This is a genomic window from Pseudoalteromonas sp. CO342X (assembly GCF_004208915.1).
In the GTDB taxonomy this organism is placed as follows: domain Bacteria; phylum Pseudomonadota; class Gammaproteobacteria; order Enterobacterales; family Alteromonadaceae; genus Pseudoalteromonas; species Pseudoalteromonas maricaloris.
In genome coordinates, this window is the sequence record NZ_SGPH01000040.1 from 143,522 (window position 1) to 164,004 (window position 20,483).

The 20,483-nt window shown below is 42.5% G+C and carries 24 protein-coding genes; 12 read left to right on the forward strand and 12 right to left on the reverse strand.

The window, feature by feature from the left end:
• Nucleotide 1 precedes the first annotated feature (1 nt).
• The 3 genes from EXT47_RS19575 (at nt 2) to EXT47_RS19585 (ending at nt 3,578) form a co-directional block, all read left to right on the forward strand.
• Nucleotides 2–1,450 (forward strand): SLC13 family permease, encoded by a 1,449-nt coding sequence (locus tag EXT47_RS19575; protein ID WP_039495034.1) that lies wholly within the window; start codon nt 2–4, stop codon nt 1,448–1,450.
• A 144-nt stretch (nt 1,451–1,594) separates the two neighbouring features.
• Nucleotides 1,595–2,998, forward strand: coding sequence for a coniferyl aldehyde dehydrogenase (locus EXT47_RS19580; RefSeq protein WP_130127374.1), 1,404 nt, complete (start codon nt 1,595–1,597; stop codon nt 2,996–2,998).
• 205 nt (nt 2,999–3,203) lie between these two features.
• On the forward strand, nt 3,204–3,578 hold the full coding sequence (locus EXT47_RS19585; RefSeq protein ID WP_039495037.1) for a glyoxalase/bleomycin resistance/dioxygenase family protein: 375 nt from the start codon (nt 3,204–3,206) through the stop codon (nt 3,576–3,578).
• 178 nt (nt 3,579–3,756) lie between these two features.
• On the opposite strand, the gene EXT47_RS19590 is transcribed toward EXT47_RS19585, so the two are convergent.
• Both EXT47_RS19590 and EXT47_RS19595 read right to left on the reverse strand, forming a co-directional pair.
• Nucleotides 3,757–3,924 (reverse strand): DUF2986 domain-containing protein, encoded by a 168-nt coding sequence (locus EXT47_RS19590; protein ID WP_084204271.1) that lies wholly within the window; start codon nt 3,922–3,924, stop codon nt 3,757–3,759.
• 199 nt (nt 3,925–4,123) lie between these two features.
• The gene (locus tag EXT47_RS19595) at nt 4,124–4,849 is read right to left on the reverse strand and encodes a tetratricopeptide repeat protein (protein WP_039495039.1); all 726 of its coding nucleotides are present in this window, start codon (nt 4,847–4,849) and stop codon (nt 4,124–4,126) included.
• 140 nt (nt 4,850–4,989) lie between these two features.
• Between EXT47_RS19595 and EXT47_RS19600 the strand changes: the two genes are divergently transcribed.
• A complete protein-coding gene (locus EXT47_RS19600) occupies nt 4,990–5,775 on the forward strand; it encodes a DUF6279 family lipoprotein (protein WP_130127375.1) in 786 nt (261 codons plus the stop codon).
• Nucleotides 5,776–5,781: 6 nt separating this feature from the next.
• Here the strand turns inward: EXT47_RS19600 and EXT47_RS19605 are convergent, their stop codons facing one another.
• Genes EXT47_RS19605 through EXT47_RS19615 form a run of 3 tightly spaced genes read right to left on the reverse strand, consistent with a single transcriptional unit; the run spans nt 5,782 to nt 7,538 of the window.
• On the reverse strand, nt 5,782–6,423 hold the full coding sequence (locus EXT47_RS19605; protein ID WP_130127376.1) for a flavin reductase family protein: 642 nt from the start codon (nt 6,421–6,423) through the stop codon (nt 5,782–5,784).
• Nucleotides 6,424–6,430: 7 nt separating this feature from the next.
• Nucleotides 6,431–7,156, reverse strand: a complete 726-nt coding sequence (locus EXT47_RS19610; RefSeq protein WP_130127377.1) for an SDR family NAD(P)-dependent oxidoreductase — start codon at nt 7,154–7,156, stop codon at nt 6,431–6,433.
• Entirely contained in the window at nt 7,149–7,538 is a 390-nt protein-coding gene (locus tag EXT47_RS19615; RefSeq protein ID WP_083229841.1) for a thiol-disulfide oxidoreductase DCC family protein, read from the reverse strand. Before EXT47_RS19615 ends, EXT47_RS19610 begins: the two co-directional genes overlap by 8 nt.
• Before the next feature lie 125 nt (nt 7,539–7,663).
• On the opposite strand from EXT47_RS19615, the gene ppc reads away from it, so the two are divergent.
• From ppc to cdd, 3 genes are all read left to right on the forward strand, one after another.
• Complete coding sequence (gene ppc / locus EXT47_RS19620) at nt 7,664–10,297, forward strand: phosphoenolpyruvate carboxylase (RefSeq protein ID WP_039495047.1); 2,634 nt, start codon at nt 7,664–7,666, stop codon at nt 10,295–10,297.
• Between the two features lie 266 nt (nt 10,298–10,563).
• Nucleotides 10,564–10,881, forward strand: coding sequence for a hypothetical protein (locus tag EXT47_RS19625; RefSeq protein ID WP_240701636.1), 318 nt, complete (start codon nt 10,564–10,566; stop codon nt 10,879–10,881).
• A 43-nt stretch (nt 10,882–10,924) separates the two neighbouring features.
• Complete coding sequence (gene cdd / locus EXT47_RS19630) at nt 10,925–11,791, forward strand: cytidine deaminase (RefSeq protein ID WP_039495049.1); 867 nt, start codon at nt 10,925–10,927, stop codon at nt 11,789–11,791.
• Nucleotides 11,792–11,817: 26 nt separating this feature from the next.
• Here the strand turns inward: cdd and udp are convergent, their stop codons facing one another.
• Complete coding sequence (gene udp / locus EXT47_RS19635) at nt 11,818–12,576, reverse strand: uridine phosphorylase (protein ID WP_130127379.1); 759 nt, start codon at nt 12,574–12,576, stop codon at nt 11,818–11,820.
• 390 nt (nt 12,577–12,966) lie between these two features.
• Here udp and EXT47_RS19640 point away from each other — a divergent pair, with 390 nt between their 5' ends.
• From EXT47_RS19640 to EXT47_RS19650, 3 genes are all read left to right on the forward strand, one after another.
• Nucleotides 12,967–13,746 carry a DUF2189 domain-containing protein gene (locus EXT47_RS19640; protein ID WP_039495051.1) on the forward strand — a complete coding sequence of 260 codons (780 nt, stop codon included), beginning with the start codon at nt 12,967–12,969 and terminating at the stop codon, nt 13,744–13,746.
• A 296-nt stretch (nt 13,747–14,042) separates the two neighbouring features.
• The gene (locus tag EXT47_RS19645; RefSeq protein WP_039495053.1) at nt 14,043–15,155 is read left to right on the forward strand and encodes an arginase family protein; all 1,113 of its coding nucleotides are present in this window, start codon (nt 14,043–14,045) and stop codon (nt 15,153–15,155) included.
• A gap of 166 nt (nt 15,156–15,321) precedes the next feature.
• Complete coding sequence (locus EXT47_RS19650) at nt 15,322–16,032, forward strand: transporter substrate-binding domain-containing protein (RefSeq protein ID WP_039495054.1); 711 nt, start codon at nt 15,322–15,324, stop codon at nt 16,030–16,032.
• A gap of 16 nt (nt 16,033–16,048) precedes the next feature.
• On the opposite strand, the gene EXT47_RS19655 is transcribed toward EXT47_RS19650, so the two are convergent.
• Entirely contained in the window at nt 16,049–16,291 is a 243-nt protein-coding gene (locus EXT47_RS19655) for a VF530 family DNA-binding protein (RefSeq protein ID WP_017216709.1), read from the reverse strand.
• Nucleotides 16,292–16,323: 32 nt separating this feature from the next.
• A complete protein-coding gene (locus EXT47_RS19660; protein WP_010605335.1) occupies nt 16,324–16,605 on the reverse strand; it encodes a DUF1496 domain-containing protein in 282 nt (93 codons plus the stop codon).
• A 60-nt stretch (nt 16,606–16,665) separates the two neighbouring features.
• Between EXT47_RS19660 and EXT47_RS19665 the strand changes: the two genes are divergently transcribed.
• Nucleotides 16,666–16,896: a TIGR02647 family protein gene (locus tag EXT47_RS19665; RefSeq protein ID WP_010373121.1), complete on the forward strand. Its 231-nt coding sequence runs from the start codon at nt 16,666–16,668 to the stop codon at nt 16,894–16,896.
• 74 nt (nt 16,897–16,970) lie between these two features.
• Here EXT47_RS19665 and maiA read toward each other — a convergent pair whose 3' ends face one another.
• Together maiA and hmgA are read right to left on the reverse strand one after the other, a co-directional pair.
• Nucleotides 16,971–17,597 carry a maleylacetoacetate isomerase gene (gene maiA, locus EXT47_RS19670; RefSeq protein ID WP_188249453.1) on the reverse strand — a complete coding sequence of 209 codons (627 nt, stop codon included), beginning with the start codon at nt 17,595–17,597 and terminating at the stop codon, nt 16,971–16,973.
• 8 nt (nt 17,598–17,605) lie between these two features.
• The gene (gene hmgA / locus EXT47_RS19675; RefSeq protein ID WP_039495056.1) at nt 17,606–18,901 is read right to left on the reverse strand and encodes a homogentisate 1,2-dioxygenase; all 1,296 of its coding nucleotides are present in this window, start codon (nt 18,899–18,901) and stop codon (nt 17,606–17,608) included.
• A 112-nt stretch (nt 18,902–19,013) separates the two neighbouring features.
• On the opposite strand from hmgA, the gene EXT47_RS19680 reads away from it, so the two are divergent.
• Complete coding sequence (locus EXT47_RS19680; protein ID WP_130127380.1) at nt 19,014–19,460, forward strand: MarR family winged helix-turn-helix transcriptional regulator; 447 nt, start codon at nt 19,014–19,016, stop codon at nt 19,458–19,460.
• A gap of 148 nt (nt 19,461–19,608) precedes the next feature.
• Here the strand turns inward: EXT47_RS19680 and EXT47_RS19685 are convergent, their stop codons facing one another.
• Entirely contained in the window at nt 19,609–20,169 is a 561-nt protein-coding gene (locus EXT47_RS19685) for a hypothetical protein (RefSeq protein ID WP_130127381.1), read from the reverse strand.
• A gap of 42 nt (nt 20,170–20,211) precedes the next feature.
• Complete coding sequence (locus EXT47_RS19690; RefSeq protein ID WP_130127382.1) at nt 20,212–20,460, reverse strand: hypothetical protein; 249 nt, start codon at nt 20,458–20,460, stop codon at nt 20,212–20,214.
• Between the last annotated feature and the right edge of the window lie 23 nt (nt 20,461–20,483).

The following is a 20,483-nucleotide window of genomic DNA, read 5'->3' on the forward strand; positions in this document are numbered from 1 at the left end:
AATGACAGAAGAGAATAAAAAAACGATAAAAACGCAGCTGTTTCTGTGGCTTGGTCCCTTGGTAATGTTACTGATCTGTTTGGTTGAACCTCCATCGGGCATGTCGGTTGAGGCTTGGAGAACCGCAGGCTTAGCGTTTTGGCTAGCTTCTTGGTGGATAACCGAAGCTGTGCCTATTCCGGCGGCTTCGTTATTACCCTTGGTTATTTCGCCTCTAGTCGGGATTGCATCTATTAAAGCCGTCGCTGCACCGTTTGCGCATCCTTTGATTTATCTATTTCTGGGTGGATTTTTGCTCTCAATCGCCATGGAAAGGTGGGGGCTGCATAAACGCATCGCGCTGAATACCATGTTGTTCGCAGGCACTAAACCGAGTATACAGATCTTAGCGATGATGGGCGTGACAGCATTTTTATCTATGTGGATGTCAAACACGGCAACGGCGGTCATGATGTTACCGATTGCACTTTCGGTTATTCACTTGGTAAAAGAGCAAGGTGGAGATAGCCAAAGCTTTGCTAAAGCGCTATTACTTTCTATCGCTTATGGAGCCAGCATTGGAGGTATTGCAACTTTAATTGGTACGCCACCAAATGCGTTAATGGCTGCATACTTATCCGACAGTTATCAAATTGAGATTGGTTTTGCCACTTGGATGATGATTGGTGTGCCTTTGTCTTTGGTAATGCTGACATTTGCTTGGTTCTGGTTGACCAAAGTGACTTACAAGGTCGATAAAGAAGAAATTAATGTTGATACTAAGTCGTTATTTACTTCCCAATTAAAAGCACTCGGTGAAATGTCTCGTGCGGAGAAAGGGGTTTTTGCGGTATTTATTTTAGCGGCAGTATGCTGGATCTTTAGACCGCTAATTGGCGATGTTACGGGTCTTAAATTGTCAGATACTGGCATTGCAATTGCCGCTGCACTGTTACTATTTGTTCTTCCAGCCAAGTCGGGAAGTGACGAACGTATTTTAGATTGGGAAAGCGCAGCTAAGGTGCCTTGGGGTATTTTGCTATTATTTGGCGGTGGTTTATCACTAGCGGCACAGATCAAATCTTCAGGACTTGCCGATTACATCGCTAACTTACTTGCAGGGGCGGATGCCATGGGTTTAGTGCTTGGAGTACTAGTTGTTGCTGCGCTTATTACGTTCTTAACGGAAATTACCAGCAATACCGCAACGGCTGCAGGCTTTTTACCTTTACTTGGTCCTGTTGCTGAATCAATCACGGGTTCTCCTTTAGCTTGGGTTATTCCTGCTGCAATCGCGGCCAGTTGCGCCTTTATGATGCCTGTTGCAACACCACCAAATGCCATCGTATTTGGCTCGGGTGAGATCAAAATTAAAGACATGATCCGAGCAGGATTTGTTTTGAACATAGTCGCGATAGGGTTAATTACAATTGTTACCTTGACTTTGGCAAGGAGCATACTAGGGTTTTAAAGTTGCCATTCTCCACAGGCTGTGTCCATCGAAAGGCAACTCGGTCATACGCAGCCTGCCTCCATAGTAATACCTAGTTTTTTGAAGATAGACCCGTTGTTTTTTCCTTGCTATATTCAAATTAGACATTAGCAGGACCTGATAATGATTGAAGATAATACCAGTACCCTAATAGCCACATTTACTCAGTTAAAAAGTCGCTTTAACCAAGATCCTTACCCCGCGCTTGAAAAGCGTTTACGTCTATTAACTGAAATAAAATCACGTATGTTGCAGCGGCAAGATCAATTAGTTGAGGCGGCAAATCAGGATTTTGGTACTCGGAGTCGATTCGATACCGTGATTGCAGACATCATGCCTTGCATCAATTCAATTGATTATATCGCGAAGCACCTGCGCAAATGGAGCAAAGTGCAGCATCGTTCACCCGGTGCGCAGTGGCTACCGTCTAAAGCAAAAATTGAGATTGTGCCAAAAGGAGTCGTGGGCGTGATAGCCCCGTGGAATTATCCAATTCAGCTGGCGATTGTTCCCGTGATTACAGCCCTCGCTGCTGGAAACAAAGTTATGCTCAAGCTGAGTGAGTTCACTCCCAAGGTGAATGCGGTGATAAGAGCCATTTTTAAAGGATTGGACAATGAAGTGTGCGTCATTGAAGGTGGACCTGATATTGCCGCGACTTTTACTGAACAGCCATTTGATCACTTGCTATTTACAGGTTCAACAGCAGTTGGCAAAAAGGTGATGGCGGCTGCGGCTAAAAATCTCACACCGGTCACCTTAGAGTTAGGGGGGAAATCACCTGTTATAGTGCTTGATGACGCTGATATCAGCGCCGCTGCGATGAGTGTGTTAATGGGTAAGCTCTCTAATTCAGGTCAAATCTGTGTTGCACCAGATTATGTGTTAGTGCACGAAGAAAAATACGACGCATTTATTGCTGAGCTGAAACAGCACTACGAAAAAACATATAAAACAAAAGTAGGTGTAAAAAACCAAACTTCAATTATTAACGACAGACAATTTCAGCGCTTAAACGACATTATTATTGATGCCAAAAGTAAAGGCGCGAATGTGTGGCAAGCTGAGCCAGCACGCGACAATCGTCAGCTTCCTCTGCATATCATCACCCAGGTCAACAAAAGCATGAGGGTGATGCAAGAGGAGTTATTCGGAACGATTTTGCCTATCCTAAAAATTTCCAACTTAAATGATGCGATTAGCTATATTAGGGAGGACACCACACCGCTTGCGAGTTATTTGTTTACACAGTCTCAAGTTTCCATGAATAAAGTGTCAAAGGAGCTCGCAACGGGGACTTTAGCGATCAATGAAACCATAGTGCACGTGGTTGTTGAGTCTTTACCCTTTGGTGGCCTAGGTCACTCTGGTATGGGTCAATATCATGGCGAAGAGGGCTTTTATACCTTTAGCCATAAAAAGCCCATTCTCCAATCCAATAATACTAAATGGCGTAATAAGATGCTGCTTAGCCATTCGAAGCTGCTTACAAAGCCTTTAGAGTGGCTCTTTTTGAGGAAAAAGTAGCGTTAATGTGTTGAGCAAAGCGCTATTACATATAGAGATCCAATATACTTAAAGATAAGACTTAGCTTGAAATATCAGTGGTTATTTTTATGGGACTTCACTATATCAACAGATAAAAAAGCTGATGCTAGAGAGTGTGCTGGCTCAGCCCAATATTCAGGCTAACACGATACAGGATTACAGTTTCAGTCAGGAAGGAGTTCACATGAATACTAAGGTTAAGTTCACAGCTGGTCGTAATATCGCCATGAAGCTGCCGCCTCATCAGTACGACGCAACACTTCAGTTCTACAGAGATGTCATCGGCCTCAAAGAAATAACAGAGCATGCTCCATCAGTTGGTTTTGAGTTTGGCTCCAATAATCTCTGGCTCGACAGCGTACCTGGTATCAGCCAAGCCGAAACATGGCTCGAGATTGTTACCAATGATATTGCGGCAGCGTCAGAGCACCTCAAAACTGCTGGCGTCGTACGCTGCGATGAAATCGAACCGTTACCTGAAGGATTTCAGGCATTCTGGGTGTCAAGCCCTGCATCGATTATCCACCTTGTTTGCAAAGACTCAGAGTCATGGGAGTAGTAACACCGAACACGTGTGAATTTTCACTGTTCAAACCAGCAAATCAATTTTAATTTGAGAGCAGAAATCCTCATCTAACGTTGGAAGATTGATTGAAGTCGGCAGCAATGCAGAATCATAGTTAAAATGTGATTGAAATTAAAGCGGTTAATGACGAGCAGACACAAAACTCGGGCAATTAATGTTCATTGTTTTCGCTATTTAACTCCTCACTGTCTTGCTGGGCTGCGATTTTTTCACGCTCTGCTTTTGAGATGTAGCGCGGTTTGTTGCTTTTGTGGAGTTTAGCATTAGCACGCTTGTCTTTTTTCTTTAAGGTTTCGTAAATTTTCTTTTTGCGGTTCATTTTCACAGCTCATTATGGATGAAGTGCTAGTTTACCTTAGTGTTAGCGAGTTCAACAATGTAAAAAGATTGCCGCAGTTAACAATGAGCATGACTGTTACCTAGGTGTGATGATACTGACCCAATCTTAATAAGGAAAAATAATAAAGGCCTCGCAGGAGACCTCTATTGTTTAACACTTTTCTTAATCTAAGCTTAGATTATTTAGTACGTGTTTCTGCTACGTATTTACCGGCTTGAATTCGCTCGTAAATACTATTAGCGAGTTCTTTTGCTTGTTCGATTTGTGAAGGAGAAAGCTGTTTCTCGTCGAGCACTCGGCTCTTTGTGGCTTCAGCATAACCATTAAACTCCGCTAACGTATTCCATACGTACGAGCGTTCAATACTTTTCTCGACTCCTAAGCCCTGAAAATACATGAGTGCTAAATTAAACATGGCTAAGGTGTAGTTGTTTGCGGCGGCTTTTTCATACCAGTTAAGTGCGTGGCGGTAACTTTGCGGTACACCGTCACCGTTTGCATACATCAGCGCTACGTTAAATTGCGCAGCTGGCATGTTTTTGTTTGCCGCTCTGGTCATTAGCTCAACGTATTTAAAGCGATCTTTTTTAACGCCGCGACCTTCGTCATACATGACTGCTAGCGCAAACATTGCGTCGGCTTCACCAAGTTTAACGGCTTGTTGAAATAACTCTGCCGCTTTACGTGGATTTTTGACGACACCGTAGCCGCCTTCATACATTACACCGAGTTGATAAATGCCCGGGGCGTAGTTCATTTCAGCTAAATAATTGAATTCTTGTAGTGCTTCTTCGAACCTGCCAGCATTGAGTGCATCTATGCCTTCTTCCAATCCCGCTGTTGCCAAAGGTGCTTGGCTTAATAGTGCAATGGCGATACATGCTTTTGAAATTCTGCCTAACATCATAGACCTCCTTAAGGTAGCTATGCTAACTATGTTGTTAGTTATTCTAATGCCAGAAACACAGATTTACAAAATACAAATCTAAAATGGCAGATACTGCGTTAATATATGACGATAACAACAAAAATTGAGGCAATGGGATGAATAAACTAATAGCACTGGCATTATGTTTACTGTGTTTGGCTGGATGTAGTCAAAGGCTAGCCTACAACAACCTAGGATGGTTAGCGAGTTACTATATTTCCGATTATGTTGAGTTGACGGATGAGCAAGAGGAAAAGCTGGAGTCTGATGTAGAATCTTTGGTTGCGTGGCATCGACAGTCAGAGCTACCAAAATACAAATCTCACATCCAATCACTGTTGAAGCACTGGCAAACCATGACAGAGCGTGACATGGTGCATATGGTGTATACCACACGAAACTATTGGTATTCCGTCGTTGAAGCCGTATATCCTAAGTTAGAAACACACCTAAATTCGCTTAACCGTGAACAGCGAGAAATGCTGATAGCCAACATAGAAAAAGAAATGTTGGACGATGATTGGGAGGAGGGAGACCAATTTAACCGCTATGAGCGTTGGCTTGGTGATTTGAGTGATAAACAAAAGGAGCTTGTTAACGAATATTATGAGCAAGGCGAGTTTTCGCGTCAGGTTTGGCGTGCACATGAACAAAGACGATTTAGCCAGTTTAAACAAGCTATGTTACTGAGCGGCACTGAGCAAGTTTCACCTGAGCTGTTGCAGCAAGCGATAGTGACTACGCCCACAGCGCTGCCTGAGCGCATCCTAGATATTCAAGCAAGGCGAATAAAAGAGTATGCAAGTCTCGCAGTTAAACTTAAAGACACCATGAGCGACAAACAAAAGAAGCACTTTAAAGAAGAGCTCGAAGAATTACTTGAGCTCTTGGAATCCTTGTAAAGGGGCTCAGGCAAGTAGCTTAATTCTGGTTGGTTGGTTTGGTTTAGCATACTCCAAACGATTAATACGTTTGGTGCTGTGGTAACCATCTAAACTGGAAATTGCAATACTATCGAGTGCCTCGATATCAATATAGCCGTCTTCGAGCAAAGCACTTTCTTCAACGTGAAGCGTCTCAATTTCGCCTATTACCAGCTCGGTATCGTTGAGCTTGATGGTTTGGTGATCTTTGAGTGTAAGTCCGTATTTTAGTCTGCTTTCCTTGACGAAAGGAGCTGGAAAAGCATGTAAATATTCGGCGGTTAACCCTGTTTCCTCAAATTCTGATTGGTGCTTTTCATATCTGGCTGAGGTTTGATGGGCTGCCATATAAATTTGAACATTGACTTGATTAATGGTGTATTTTTCAGTCGCTAAGATGTTTTCCAGTGTGTGTCTAGGTACGCTATGAGGCCTAAAAATCACACCTACGAGTGCCGGGTTGGCACCGAGGTGGAAAACGGAGCTGACGATAGACAAGTTTTCTTGACCTGTTTCATCAACTGTTCCAATTAAGTTAGCGCTTTTGAAACCCGACAGTGAATTTATCATCAATGCGCGATAACGCTCGTCTAAGGTTTTAATATCGTCACTTGAGAAGTATTTCATGATGTGTTCACCATTCTATTAATTTATTTTGCCAGTCAACATAGCTCACCGTGCCATCTGGGTGGCTATTTGCGATGATGCCGCTAAGTTGATGTGCCACAAATTCCGGCGTAAAGAGTTTTTCATCCGGGACATTGGCTTGAAAGGGTTTTGAAAGTGGCGTGTCAGTCGTGCCTGGATGGAACAAAATGAGCTTAATATTTTTTGCCCGACGCGCAAGCTCGACAGCCGCGGATTTAAACATCATATTAAGTGCAGTCTTTGAACTGCGATAGCTGTACCAGCCGCCCATCCGGTTGTCACTGATACTTCCAATCCGAGCAGAGAGAGCCGTAACTACGCATGGCTGCTTACTTTTTAAGGCTGGCAGTAAAGCTTGTAACCAAAGCATGGGGATCATGGTATTGATATTAAACAGCGCCATGCTGTATTCAAGATCAATGTCCTCAAGCTTTTTCTCTGGGAATGCATCAAACTCGTCATGGAGTATGCCATTAAAAATGGTGACGCTTTTAATCGTTAACTCTTGCCCGAGAATACGGCTCGCAACTTGTTGAATTTGTTTTTTAGAATAATCACACTGAAAATGCAGGTTATTGGCATGTAGAGCCGTTTTAGCTTGCCTAGACACCGTGATGATTTTTACGTCGGGGTTTTGTTCGGTTTGCGCTTTTATAAAGGCATCAGCGATCGCTGAACTTGCACCAATCACTATGATGGCGACGTTAGTCACGATTGCAATCTCCACTATTTTGTATACTGCACTGATTTGGGGCCAGAAGTTTAGAAATTTTCATTCTGTGCCTTGCAAAAAACAAGTAAACGCCGTCTGCAATTGTTCGGATGATGGGTAATCTCAGTAATTTTATCCAGCGATGTTTGCCAACTTGACCCCAAGCCGCTGCGGTAACATCTAGTCCTACAATGAGCTTGCCTTGGCTATCATAACCGTGGAGTTTAGCCATAGCCGCTTTATGCTCTATCTCAGGAAACTCGGTAGAGAAGCGATTATCGTGAATGTTCACTAAATCAATTTTATTGTGTTGATCGAAACGTTTAAGTTCATTCATTTCCCCTACACACAGCGGACAGTTACCATCGTAAAATACAATCATTCGCTCACTCGAATAATACTTATCTTTGTCATGTTATTACGTTAACGTCTTGAAAATAGATCGTTCGCAAATCAATTTATTCTCGGTATAGTGGAGTTCGAGTATCTTTTCATCAAGGAGATTGTATGACTGAGCAATACGCAAGCCTACGTAGTAATGTGAGCCTTTTGGGGCAAATGTTGGGGCAAATTATTCAACAAGCGCAGGGTCAAGAGACGCTAGACAAAGTTGAAGAAATTAGACACCTAGCAAAATCCTCGCGGAGCGGTAATGATTCAGATAGGCAAGCGCTGATTGACACATTACGTAGCCTAAGTGATGAAGCGCTACTTCCCGTTGCTCGCTCATTTAATCATTTCTTAAACCTTGCGAATGTCGCAGAACAATTCCACACCATTTCAAAGTCAGGCTCTCCAGACGGCGTGATGATCGAAGTCGATAAGGCGCTAGATGAATTGCAAAGTAAAGTTGATGCTGGCGCGCTGACACTCAACGAAGTAGCAGATGTAATAAGCAAACTAAAAATCGATTTGGTGCTAACCGCTCACCCAACGGAAGTAACACGCAGAACCATCATCAATAAACACGTCGAGCTGAGCGAATGTTTGAAAGTGCTTGAGGTGACCTCAGGTGAGGACCCAGTCTACGATGAGGTCATTGACCGTATCGAGCAGTTGATCTCACAAGCGTGGCACACAAGCGATATTAGAGAAAAGCGACCTACGCCTCTGGATGAAGCAAAGTGGGGGTTCGCGGTTATCGAAAATAGTCTTTGGGAAGCCGTGCCTAAATTTGTTCGGTATTTCAACGCCCAAGTGAAAACGCGATTAAACTTACAACTACCCGCCAATTTTAGTCCTATCCAGCTCACTTCTTGGATGGGTGGCGATAGAGACGGCAACCCGTTTGTTACTTCTCATGTGACGCAATCTGTGCTTGATCACGGCCGCTGGATGGCGCTTGACTTATATCGTCGTGATCTAGAAATCTTGGGGGCAGAACTTTCTATGAGTAATGCATCCGCAAGCTTTATAGCGCGAGCGGACGGCAGCAATGAACCTTATCGTCATGTGCTAAAGCAAGTACGCGCTGAGGTAGAAGAAACCATTGCAGCATTGGAATATAAAATCAAAGGCACGCCTTCTCATTATCAGGACAAGATTAAACAGGTCTCACAGATAAGAGAGCCACTAGAGGCGTGTTATCGCTCGTTGGTTGATTGTCGCATGGCTAATATTGCCGATGGTTTATTGTTGGATGTATTAAGACGAATTGACTGCTTTGGCGTGTCTTTATGTAAGTTAGATATTCGTCAAGATTCCGCCAGACATACCGAAGTGTTTTCTGAATTAACACGCTATTTGGGTCTTGGCGATTATGCCCAGTGGCAAGAAGCAGACAAGCAAGCTTTCTTATTAACCGAACTAAGCTCGAGACGACCGTTACTGCCGCGTCATTGGCAACCTTCTTCCAATGTTCAAGAGGTGCTAGAGACATTTACAACGATTGCGGATCAAGACCAAAATGCACTTGGCATTTACATTATCTCAATGGCGCAAAGTGCCTCAGATATTCTCGCCGTACATTTATTACTCCAAGAAAGTGGATGTAAATTCAACTTACCGGTAGCCCCGCTATTTGAAACGCTGGATGATTTAAATAACGCACAATCAGTGATCAGCGGGTTATTTGAGAACACTTGGTATAAAGGCACGATTGGTGCCAAGCAATATGTCATGATCGGCTATTCCGACTCTGCAAAAGACGCAGGAATGATGGCGGCAGGATGGGCGCAGTATGATGCAATGGAAAAGCTGGTTAACCTTGCTGATGCGAAGGGCATCGAGCTGGTGCTTTTCCATGGCCGCGGAGGCACGATTGGTCGTGGAGGTGCGCCTGCAGCACAAGCGCTGAGATCTCAGCCTCCTGGGTCGCTAAAAAGTGGCTTGCGAGTAACCGAGCAAGGCGAAATGATCCGCTTTAAATTTGGTTTACCTAAAGTCGCGATGCAAAGTCTATCTATTTATACCAGTGCGATTTTACAAAGTAATTTGTTGCCGCCCCCTAGACCCGAACCGAAATGGGTAGAGGTAATGGAGGCGATTAGTGAAGCTTCCTGTAAAAAGTATCGCAGTATTGTTCGAGAGAATCCTGAGTTTGTTCCTTACTTTAGAATGGCAACGCCAGAACAAGAGCTGTCTAAATTACCGCTAGGCTCGAGGCCTTCTAAACGTAATCCAAACGGCGGAGTAGAGAGTTTGAGGGCTATTCCATGGATTTTCGCATGGAGTCAAAATCGCTTGATGTTGCCTGCTTGGCTGGGGGCAAAAGAAGGTCTTGAAGCTGCCGTAGAAACGTTTGGTAAAGACATGCTGCAAGAAATGAGCGCAAAGTGGCCATTTTTTAGAACCCGTTTAGAAATGCTCGAAATGGTATTCTGTAAAGCCGACCTTTGGCTCAGCGAGATGTATGATGCAAGTTTAGTTAGTGACGAGTATATAGGCCTAGGGGATGAGTTAAGAGACAACTTGCAACAGGCCATCGAGCTTATTCGCGGCCTTGCGCCAGAGTCATCGTTGTTGTCACAGCAACCTTGGATCAAAGAATCAATTGGGCTGAGAAACCCGTATACCGATCCTCTAAACTTGTTACAAATAGAACTGTTAAAGCGTGTGCGTGAAGAAACCAATCACGATTTGGAACTGGCACTTATGATCACGATGACAGGGATCGCGGCGGGAATGCGCAACACGGGTTAGTGCAACAATTTGAATAATCTATTTTTGTAAAATTTTACATTTATAAGCATAACAGCTACAAAACCAATCCCAATGGATTGGTTTTTTTATTTTGATTGGTTTTTTATTAGTATATTTATTGACAGTAATTCTCATTGATTTAAAATGCGCGGCTGGTTTAACCAGTCGTTTTATTTGTTTTATTCAAGAATTGTCGGTTGATGGGTCTACGATACATGCACAAAATTTCTACTAGCGTCACATTTGATGAGTGTAATGATCTGATTATGATGAAGATCAGAGGCATTGCGAATGCAAACGATGTGGTCTCGACATACGAGAAAGCCAATCTATATGCAATAAAGCATAATAGTAGCAAAGTATTAGTGGATGTGAGTGAACTTGAACACCGCTTTGCGGCGATTGATATTGTGAACATAATGCCAAAAGTTGCGCATAATATTGGCAATCTACACATCGCGCGCGTCGTTGGTTTTGAAGGTTATATGCATGACCTTTTTCTACAAAAAATTAAGCGTTTTAATATCAGCGCTGAAAACTTTGAGTGTTTTAAATCTGCAAGAGAATGGTTGAGTCGGCTGTAACTCTTGCGTAAACTATCCTGCCATAGATAAACATGACAACAATATGGCAAAGATAGAACCATCAATAAAAAGTGCGTTAACGCAATACGCCATTGCCCATCGTGGAATATTTAGTTATTCCCAGCTAGTACAATATCAAAACCGCTTTCACTTATCTCGATCTGAGCTTGAGGCTGCTTTACTTGAAGTTGCGGCTGAGTTTGCAACGCCTCCGATTTCACAATTTTATGTTGGTGCCATTGCTTGGGATGATAAATCTCAACAAGCGTTTTTAGGCGCTAATTTAGAATTTTCGCATCAAGCGCTTTCTTTGGTTGTTCATGCCGAGCAAGCGGCAATTAACAATGCGTGGTTAAATGGTGCCACGGAAATATCTAAAATGACGATCAATGCCGCGCCTTGCGGATTTTGTCGCCAATTTATGAATGAGCTAAGCACCGCTAAGGAGCTTGAAATTTTATTGCCGACAGGCAAAACCTCGTTGTGTGATTTGCTGCCGACTTCGTTTGGTCCGGACGATCTGGGCAACAGTGAAAAACTCTTTTCTCAAGTGCAACATCTTGCTGCGAATGAAACATCGCCAGCATCAATCAGTGCGGCGCTTTATCAGCATTATCTGCACGCTTATTGCCCCTACACACACAATCAAAGTGCGGTGGAAATTAAACTAGACACTGGCGAGTGCTTTTATGGGCGTTATGCTGAAAATGCGGCTTATAACCCAAGCTTATCGCCATTACAAAGTGCACTAAGTCAATTAGCGATGTCGGGTAAAGTATTATCTGAGGTAAATGTAGTAGGGATCACTTTGCTAGAAAAGCAGGGCTGTGCTAACCAGTTGCAAGTAAGCTTAGCAGTATTAAAGGCATACAATGCCGAGCATTTGCTTACACATATAGAGATTGAGTAGTCACTCAATCTCTACGCTTAGCGCTATTATTTCGAAAGTAACAGTTCAGCTGCTTTTAATACTGCAGTGACGGCTTTCTTTTCAACAGCTTGATGGTCGACATTTGGGATTTCTTGGCGTGTTCTATTCACCAAAACGCCCGCAAGACAAGCTGCTTTCAATCCAAGTGCTGCACACATGGTAAACAACGTCGCAGACTCCATCTCATAGTTCATCACATTAAGCTTTTGCCATTCTGCACACGAACCTTGATACGCTTTTCTTACGTAGCCTGAATATGTGTCGTAGCGTTCTTGCCCTGGGTAGAAAGTATCGCTAGACGCAGTGACCCCAACGTGATGAGTAATGCCCAACGATTCACAAGCTTGTACCATTGCCGAAGTGGTGTGGAAATCAGAAACCGCAGGAAACTCGATAGGCGCAAAGTGCTGGCTAGCGCCATCTAAACGCACTGATGCCGTGCTCACCAAAATATCACCTTCATTGATATGTGGTTGGATAGCGCCAGTTGTACCTATGCGTAAAAAGGTAGTGATACCAAGCTGTGCTAGTTCTTCAACTGCGATTGACGTTGATGGGCCGCCTATACCTGTTGAACAAATTACCACAGGACTTTCATTTAAAAAGCCAAGGTAAATATGAAATTCGCGAGTTTGTGCTAAGCAGACAGGAGAATCGAGATATTCGGAGATGCGTTTTGAGCGCTCGGGATCACCCGGAACAATTGCCAGTGAAGCGCCTTGTAGGTCGGCTTTCGTAAGACCTAAGTGAAATACCTTTTCCATAGTAAACCTTAGTTATAATTAAAGCGTAATGTTTATAGTTAATGCCTATCAAGTACAGGACAGATGTCCTATTTAAGCGTGACGTGTTTAAATTATAGCAACCGAAGTAAGTAAATTATTTTTAAGTGGGGAAGTTGCATTTGTAGTACCGCTCTTGCGTGCTGCTACCGCTAATCAATCACAACATAAGGTACCTAAATCCATATAGGCAAGGCAAAAATTTTGCTATTTAGTTGTTCTTAATGAGAAATTTTTAACGAAGCTTATATGATATTTTGCCCTTCAAATTGGTTAGAGAATTAATGTAGTTGCTATTATAGCTCGGGATAGCTTGCAGGATTGTCGATGTTCCACTAAACCTTAACATGAGAGCAACAATGAGGAATGGTTATGCCTGCTACACATTCTATAAATAAAGATAACGAATTTGCGCGTTGCTTTGAGTGCAACAAAGTTCCAACCATGGCGCCGTTTCACTGGCTCGCATTAGCGTTTAAAGATATTGCGAATGCGCCATTACTTAGCCTAGTGTATGGACTTATTTTTACCCTTATACCTGCTTTTATCATGTGGTTAGTGTACCAATCAGGTACTCACTTGGTAATTCTGCCTGCCGCTGTCGCCTTTGCGCTTATTGGGCCTGCTTTCGCTGCAGGCTTGTATGATGTCGCGTGGGAGTTGGAAAAGGGCCATAAACCAACATTATCACACAGCCTTAAGTCAATGTTCCGTAATCCGGCCGGCGAGTGGGGGTTTGCGGTGTTACTGATGGTCATTATGATTGTTTGGATGCGCCTAGCTGCGCTTATCCATGCATTATATCCAAATGTTCCGAATCCAACGTTTGAACAACTTTCGGCATTTTTAGCACTCGGCTCTATAGTGGGGGGCATTTTATTGGTGTGTGTATTTGCGATCTCAGCGTTTACCCCGCAAATAATGATGGAGCGCCGAGTGGATATTATGACTGCTGTAATAAGCTCAATGCATGCGGTGAAGGAAAATGTCGGCGCTATGGTGGTGTGGTGTGGGATCTTAGTGTTCATGGTGATGCTTGGGTTTGCAACTGGAACGGCTGGGTTTATCGTTATTATGCCGCTGCTAGCGTACGCAAGTTGGCATGGCTATATCGCTGTAATTAAAACAAAAGTGCCACGCCACTACGAATAACTAAACACCCTCTATGAATAAACAACCGCAGCCTCAACGCGCATTGTTGGTACTGCGGTTGACTTCCTATTTGAACCTGTTATATGTGCTGCAACAACGACCTAGTGAGCAGTCAATGTCTTCCGAAAGCGAACTTAGAAATTAATAACCCCTTTTGATTTATAAGGTTTTTTATTTTTAATTTATCGTTTTTACTCATTTCAAGCCAATCGTATTTTGTGTGTGAAGCAAAATATAAAGCGCAATAGGGAAGATTTTTCTGGGTCGCATGATTATGCATATAAGAGGGGATAGCGATGTCTGAGAGCAAAAAACAATTCCATAAAAAACTTGAGCACTGTTTATGCCCACCGGGTGATGGTGTGTTTACAGTAAACACAGCGAAAGAAAGAAAAGACGCGCTAAGACAAAAGCTATATGGACAAACAGAAGGTGTTGATACTTTATGGAAAGCGTCACTGGAAAAATTGGGCGAAAGTGAACATAAAGCGGCAATTCTTGGGATCAGTTCGGATTGTGGCGGTGGTATTTTACGCGGCGCTAACTGGGGTCCACTATTTTTGCGTTCGACATTAATTGAGCAACAGCCGCAAACGAGCGCGTTTGACCTTGGCGATGTGCGTGTTATTCCACATTTACTACACGACAAATATTTAAACGAGAGCACGATCAGTAATTGTCAAAAGGCACTTTATGCTGACCCTGAAAGTGAGTATTACGTCTCACCATTATCTATTACAGAAGATGTGTGTGATGGCTTTTACGAAAATTACCCAGATAAAGGCGTGTTTGGCATTGGTGGGGATCACTCAATCAGCTACCCGTTAACAAAAGCGTATCTTAAAGCAAAGCGTGCTCGTGGTGTAAAAACAGCGATTATCCATTTTGATGCTCACACGGATTTACTTGTTGAGCGCTTAGGTATCGATTTATGCTTCGGCTCTTGGTGTACGCATATTCTAGAGTTTTTACCTGGACCCCATCACTTAGTGCAATTTGGGATCCGCTCGAGTGGCAAACCTAAGTCTCATTGGGAGTCTACATTCGGTGTTAAGCAGCATTGGGCTCATGAGATCAGAGAGCGTGGTGCACAAGCGATTGTAGATGAAGTTATTGCACAGCTAAAGGCTGACGGTGTTGAAGAGCTTTATGTTAGCTTTGACATTGACGCACTTGATGAAGAGTTTGCTTCTGCAACGGGTACTCCAGAGGCAGGCGGTATGACTCCAGACGAAGCGATGTTAATTCTACAAGCGCTGCGTGGTGAGTTTAAAATCACAGGTGCAGACATGATGGAAATTGCCCCATTTACCGATAGCTCTCTTGTTGGACAAACGAGCTCAGAAACCACGCTTAAAGAAGGTGCTAAGCTGAGTGCATTTTTGATTGATGCTATCAACAATAGCTAAAGTAATTATGTAGCTCTGTGATAGGCAGGGGCATCCTTGCCTATCACTCATTCACTTCGATAAGTTACCCATAACTCCCATCTACAAGAAGCCATTCTATCTCTTTAAAAATTGCTCAACCTTTAAGTTAAGACTATATTATTCAAGTAGCTATGGGGAGAGTTTCATGAAGGGTGCACGCTCTTTTGGTCTTTGTATTTTGCTGATGAGTTTCAGTGCGCTTGCCTACACGCTAAATATAGTCACTGAGAACTTTCCTGACTTCCAATACCTTAATGAAAAAGGAGAACTAATTGGGCGTTCAGCGGATAAAGTCAGGGCGGTGCTTGATGACTCTGGCATTGATTACACCATCAACGTACTTTCATGGCCTGCAGCCTATAATGCTGCATTAAGAAAAGAAGATACCTGTGTGTTTTCAACAGCCAGAAATACCATCCGCGAAAATGAGTTTACTTGGGTATTTCCCATTGACACTTTTACCACCTCTTTTTATGCGCTACGTGAAAGCAAAATCAAGCTGAATAAACTAGAAGATGCGCAAGCTTATCGAACAGCGGTGATCCGAGACAATTTTAGCCACCAATTTTTAATGGAACATGGTTTTCAAGAAGGGAAGCAGCTGATCCTGATTAATTCTTTTGATAAGGTTTTTGAGCTACTCAAGACGCGCAAAGACTTTGTTGATTTGGTGATATTAAGCGATGCCCAGTTTAGGTTTCGAAGTGCAAAAGAGCAAACGGCTCAATTACTTGAGCCGGTATATACATTAGATCAGTTTAATACGTCTCTTTATCTAGCCTGTAATAAAAATGTTCCCAAGCACATTCTTGATAAGCTTCAGGAAACTTACAACGTGCTTTATGTAGCCAAATAAACTTAGAGAAAACAGGTTATTTTTTTATATCTGGCCACTGAAAACCGTGGAAGGTATCTAGATACAGTTGCTCCACTTTGGTTCTTGCCCAAGGTGTGCGGCGCAAAAACTTGAGACTAGATTTAACGCTTGGATTATCTTTGAAGCAGTTGATATCTACGGCGGCTGCCATTTCTTTCCAGCCTAGCTGCTGTTCAAGTTTTACAATAATTTCTTCTAACTTGATACCGTGAAGGGGGTTATTTGCTTGGGTTGTCATCTTCTACTTCTATATAACTTTAGATATTACGCCTAGTTTACCCTAATTTTATCCGAAATTTCAGGTCTAATTGGTGCACCAGACGCATCAGCCTTTACCCACACAAGTTTGCCATTGTCTTCGTTGTATTTTTTCGTTGCACAGACAAACAGCATGTCAAACTGTAGCAATAGTGCGCCTTCGCTATATGACTTTCCTTCATACCAACAGACTTGCTTTGGTATTTCTCCATATAACCTCAAATCAGCGGGCGTTGTCGCCAAAACAGGCAGTGAGATCAAATTAACAGTGATTAAACAAATTAAAAACTTCATCAAATTTGGTTTTTTGAACTAGAGTGTTAGATGACTATAGAAGAATAAGGAAAAATGACAATGGCATTAGACCAAAAATTGTTGGATGAGTTGACCTTACTAGCTAGATTTCCAAGACATAGTTTGCATCAGGGGATAAAAATTCATAGCAGCGCGCCTGAAGGTATACAAGGTGCCGCGATGCGGCTATTTGAAAAAGGGGTCATTGACAGCCCCGATGGAGGTTATTTGACTGATCTTGGTCACGACCTTATTGGCCATTTTGATCATGTCTATAGCGCGTTGAAATAGCAAACGTTCGTTTGATTGAAAGAGTGATATGCTTAACATGTCACTCTTTTTAATTGGCTTATCGTTTACTAGCCTTATTGTGCGTCTAATTGATTTTCAGGCGCCGCATCAGAAAACGCACTAAGCATATTACAATATTCGTACACTCGACTGATCTTAGGAAACTCAGTCATATCTACTTTAAAGCGCAGGGCATTAAACACTTGTGGTACTAAACAAACATCCGCAAGTGTGGGCTCCGTGCCAAAGCAAAATTGACCGTCGCCTATCATAGGTTCTAGCTTTTTAAAGCCTTCGATAACCCAGTGGCGATACCACTCATTTTTTTGCTCATCAGATGCACCTAGCTGACTTGAGAGATATTTAAGCACACGCAGGTTATCAATAGGGTGGATATCACAGGCTATGGCGTAGCAAAAGTTTCTTACCTGCGCTTTTTGCCAAGGATCTTGTGGTAGCAATGCTTGGCCTGTTTGGGTTTCTTCTAGCCACTCCAATATTGCTAAAGATTGTGCAAGAACGCCATGCTCAGTTTCAAGAGCCGGTAGTAACCCTTGACCGTTTTTACTTAAATATGCCTCGCCGCTTTGCTCCGATTTAAGCAGGTTTACTGGGACTAACTCGTGGTCTAATCCTTTAAGATTTAAAGCAATACGCACACGATAGGCTGCAGATGAGCGAAAATAAGTATAGAGTTTCAACATAATCTTTATGCTCCTTTAAAGTACTTTTTAATGCCTTTCCAGCAATCAGCATAGTTAGGCTGACGCGCTTTGCCTTCTAAAGCATACTTAGTTGGAGAGATAATGTAACGTGACTCAAACATAAACGCGAGTGTGTTTTCATAGCGCTGTGGTGCAAGCTCTGCATTACTCGCCTTTTCAAATACATCCGCTTCTGGTCCATGTGGAGACATACAGTTGTGTAGACTCATGCCACCGGGCACAAAACCATGTTCTTTGGCGTCGTATACCCCTTCAATTAAGCCCATAAACTCACTCATGATATTACGGTGATAATAAGGCGGACGGAATGTATTTTCTGCCACCATCCAGCGCGGTGGGAAGATCACAAAGTCTACGTTTGCAACACCTGGTGTGCCTGATGGAGAAGTCAGTACAGTAAAGATTGACGGATCTGGATGATCAAAGCTTACGGTGTTCATTACGTTAAATCGTGCTAAATCATATTTGTATGGGGCGCTATTACCTGTCCATGCAACCACATCAAGCGGTGAGTGGCCAATCTCACAGCGGAACAAATTACCATTAAACTTTGCAACGAGTTCAAAATCGCCTTCTTTGTCTTCAAAGGCGGCAACGGGGTATTGAAAGTCACGTTCGTTGGTATAGCCATTCGCACCAACGGGGCCTCGTTCAGGCAATATGTAAGGGTGTCCGTAGTTTTCACAAATATAACCACGCACCGTATCGCTTAAAAGCTCTACACTGAATTTGATACCACGAGGGATAACGGCAATCTCACCTGGTTTAATTGCGAGTTTTCCACACTCAGTGTGTAAAATGAGTTCACCTTGCTGCGGGACGAACAACAACTCGCCATCCGCATTATAGAAATAACGACCTTCCATTGATGCGTTAGCAACGTAAACATGAATACCAATCCCGCTTTGGCCATTGGCACTGCCGTTAGCTGCCATCGTCACTAAGCCATCGATAAAATCTGTTTTTTCTTGTGGTATATCGATAGGGTTCCAGCGCAACATGGAAGGGGGAGTAACGGCTTCAGTTATTGGTGCCGTGCGCAATAGGCCATTATCCTTCGCTTCATATTCACCTTGTAAAACAGAAGGGCGAATACGGTAGAACCAATTTCGACGATTATCAGCACGAGGCGCTGTAAAAGCGGTGGTGTTATATTGCTCTGCATAAAGATCGTATTTTACTTTTTGCGGTGAAAATTGACCAATAGGTAAAGCGCCCGGCAGTGCTTCACTTTCAAATTGATTACCAAATCCAGTTAAATATTGAAGTTCTTGGCTCATGTGTCTCGACTCCTTTGTGTTTTATAGTAAGATACTCTCATGTGAGAGTATTTTCAATATTTGTCATCTAGTCGCTCTGTAAAGTTATAGTGACAGTTGGGAGTGTAAAATAATGTCTAAAAATAATGAAAAGCTGCTGAATATAAATGAATTTTTGCCGTATCAGCTCGTTTCACTGTCAACAAAAGTGAGCAATGACTTTGCACACGTCTATGAACAAAAGGGAGAGTTAACGCAGCCACAATGGCGGGTGTTATCACACGCAATACAGAAGGAGGGGATCACCGCTAAGCACATTTGCGAACTGGCAAGCATGGATAAATCAACCGTTTCAAGAGCAATTAAGCAGTTACAAGACCGAGAGTTGATTGAGATGTTAGTGAGTCCAAGTGATAAACGTGCAAAAACTATTGCAGTGACAGAACAAGGAAGAGTGCTTTATCAAATGTTAACGCCGCTTGCATTGGCATGGGAAACTGAGCTACTTAGTTGTTTTAGCGATGAGCAGAAAGAGAATTTTATTGGGCTGTTAATGACGCTTCAAAGTAAGGTTGAATGAAACGTTAGTTTTCTGGCTTTATAGTTTGCTTTCTGCATATTCCTGTTGCTGTGTGCAGCTATAGCTTTACTGTAAAAAAGGTCAACTAGTGTTGACCAATGAGATATTAACTAATTAAGTGCAAATATTTGATGCTTTAAAAGTAAAACTAATTATTTTCTACTCTATCTAACGTGGCAAGTACACTTCGCGCTTCGCCCACAATATTTGAGATATAATACTCTCTCTTGTTATCGATTCTATCATATAATTCTTCTAAGCCTTCTCGGCTAGGTGGAACAGAAATATAATCTGGTTGCGAACTTTCAAATAGGTCATAAATGACAGCTCGTGATTCAAAACCATCATCTGGGACTAAATTTCCATAAACTTTAGAATGGACATGAGAAGTCGCTTCATTAACTAAAACTTGTAATTTTTTCTTATACTGGCCTGCATAGCTCTTTAAGGTACTTTGACTGATCCGACCTTTGAGGTATAGCTCCGTTTTTATTGCCATCGCGAGAGTTATAACGGTTGCGTAACTTCCTGTTAATAAGAAGAAGTCTTCGTTGCCAGCCTGTTTGAAAATATATTCATTTATCAAGTCTCTTGCCTCGTTATCTAGGCCTGTCAAGTAATAGAAGTCTTCGCTACCACTTGTAAGTAGAGAGTTGTAAAAAGTTATACCATCATCAAGAGAATCAAGATCCGCAAGAGCACGTTTCACATCGGCTTCTAAAATTGAGCTATTTACTATATTCTCAATCTGTTACAGTGACTCTTGAGATAAGGTGGCATAATTTGGACCTGAGCTACCAAAGATTGCATTCAGCAAGAGGGATGCTATTTTCTTTTTTGCACCTTTTTCAATTTTGTCTAGTATATTGTCCATGAATTGCGCTTGATTAGTCGATTGAATATTAATCGTTTTTTCTCCGACATATTCAGTTTCGTATCCAGCTGCGTTTGCTAATGAAGAAGTTGCTAGAATTGCAAGGGAGATTAACTTAAGTTTCATTTCAAATTTTCCTTTTATAAAAA

Bases quoted from the DNA above. Each gene is read 5' to 3' on its own strand.
- EXT47_RS19575 (WP_039495034.1), top strand. From the start codon at position 2: ATGACAGAAGAGAATAAAAAAACGATAAAAACGCAGCTGTTTCTGTGG.
- EXT47_RS19590 (WP_084204271.1), bottom strand. From the start codon at position 3,924: ATGAACCGCAAAAAGAAAATTTACGAAACCTTAAAGAAAAAAGACAAG.
- ppc (WP_039495047.1), top strand. From the start codon at position 7,664: ATGACTGAGCAATACGCAAGCCTACGTAGTAATGTGAGCCTTTTGGGG.
- cdd (WP_039495049.1), top strand. From the start codon at position 10,925: ATGGCAAAGATAGAACCATCAATAAAAAGTGCGTTAACGCAATACGCC.
- EXT47_RS19605 (WP_130127376.1), bottom strand. From the start codon at position 6,423: ATGAAATACTTCTCAAGTGACGATATTAAAACCTTAGACGAGCGTTAT.
- EXT47_RS19625 (WP_240701636.1), top strand. From the start codon at position 10,564: ATGATGAAGATCAGAGGCATTGCGAATGCAAACGATGTGGTCTCGACA.
- EXT47_RS19585 (WP_039495037.1), top strand. From the start codon at position 3,204: ATGAATACTAAGGTTAAGTTCACAGCTGGTCGTAATATCGCCATGAAG.
- EXT47_RS19580 (WP_130127374.1), top strand. From the start codon at position 1,595: ATGATTGAAGATAATACCAGTACCCTAATAGCCACATTTACTCAGTTA.
- EXT47_RS19600 (WP_130127375.1), top strand. From the start codon at position 4,990: ATGAATAAACTAATAGCACTGGCATTATGTTTACTGTGTTTGGCTGGA.
- EXT47_RS19650 (WP_039495054.1), top strand. From the start codon at position 15,322: ATGAAGGGTGCACGCTCTTTTGGTCTTTGTATTTTGCTGATGAGTTTC.
- EXT47_RS19690 (WP_130127382.1), bottom strand. From the start codon at position 20,460: ATGAAACTTAAGTTAATCTCCCTTGCAATTCTAGCAACTTCTTCATTA.
- hmgA (WP_039495056.1), bottom strand. From the start codon at position 18,901: ATGAGCCAAGAACTTCAATATTTAACTGGATTTGGTAATCAATTTGAA.
- udp (WP_130127379.1), bottom strand. From the start codon at position 12,576: ATGGAAAAGGTATTTCACTTAGGTCTTACGAAAGCCGACCTACAAGGC.
- EXT47_RS19680 (WP_130127380.1), top strand. From the start codon at position 19,014: ATGTCTAAAAATAATGAAAAGCTGCTGAATATAAATGAATTTTTGCCG.
- EXT47_RS19595 (WP_039495039.1), bottom strand. From the start codon at position 4,849: ATGTTAGGCAGAATTTCAAAAGCATGTATCGCCATTGCACTATTAAGC.
- EXT47_RS19640 (WP_039495051.1), top strand. From the start codon at position 12,967: ATGCCTGCTACACATTCTATAAATAAAGATAACGAATTTGCGCGTTGC.
- EXT47_RS19665 (WP_010373121.1), top strand. From the start codon at position 16,666: ATGGCATTAGACCAAAAATTGTTGGATGAGTTGACCTTACTAGCTAGA.
- EXT47_RS19615 (WP_083229841.1), bottom strand. From the start codon at position 7,538: ATGATTGTATTTTACGATGGTAACTGTCCGCTGTGTGTAGGGGAAATG.
- EXT47_RS19660 (WP_010605335.1), bottom strand. From the start codon at position 16,605: ATGAAGTTTTTAATTTGTTTAATCACTGTTAATTTGATCTCACTGCCT.
- EXT47_RS19645 (WP_039495053.1), top strand. From the start codon at position 14,043: ATGTCTGAGAGCAAAAAACAATTCCATAAAAAACTTGAGCACTGTTTA.
- EXT47_RS19655 (WP_017216709.1), bottom strand. From the start codon at position 16,291: ATGACAACCCAAGCAAATAACCCCCTTCACGGTATCAAGTTAGAAGAA.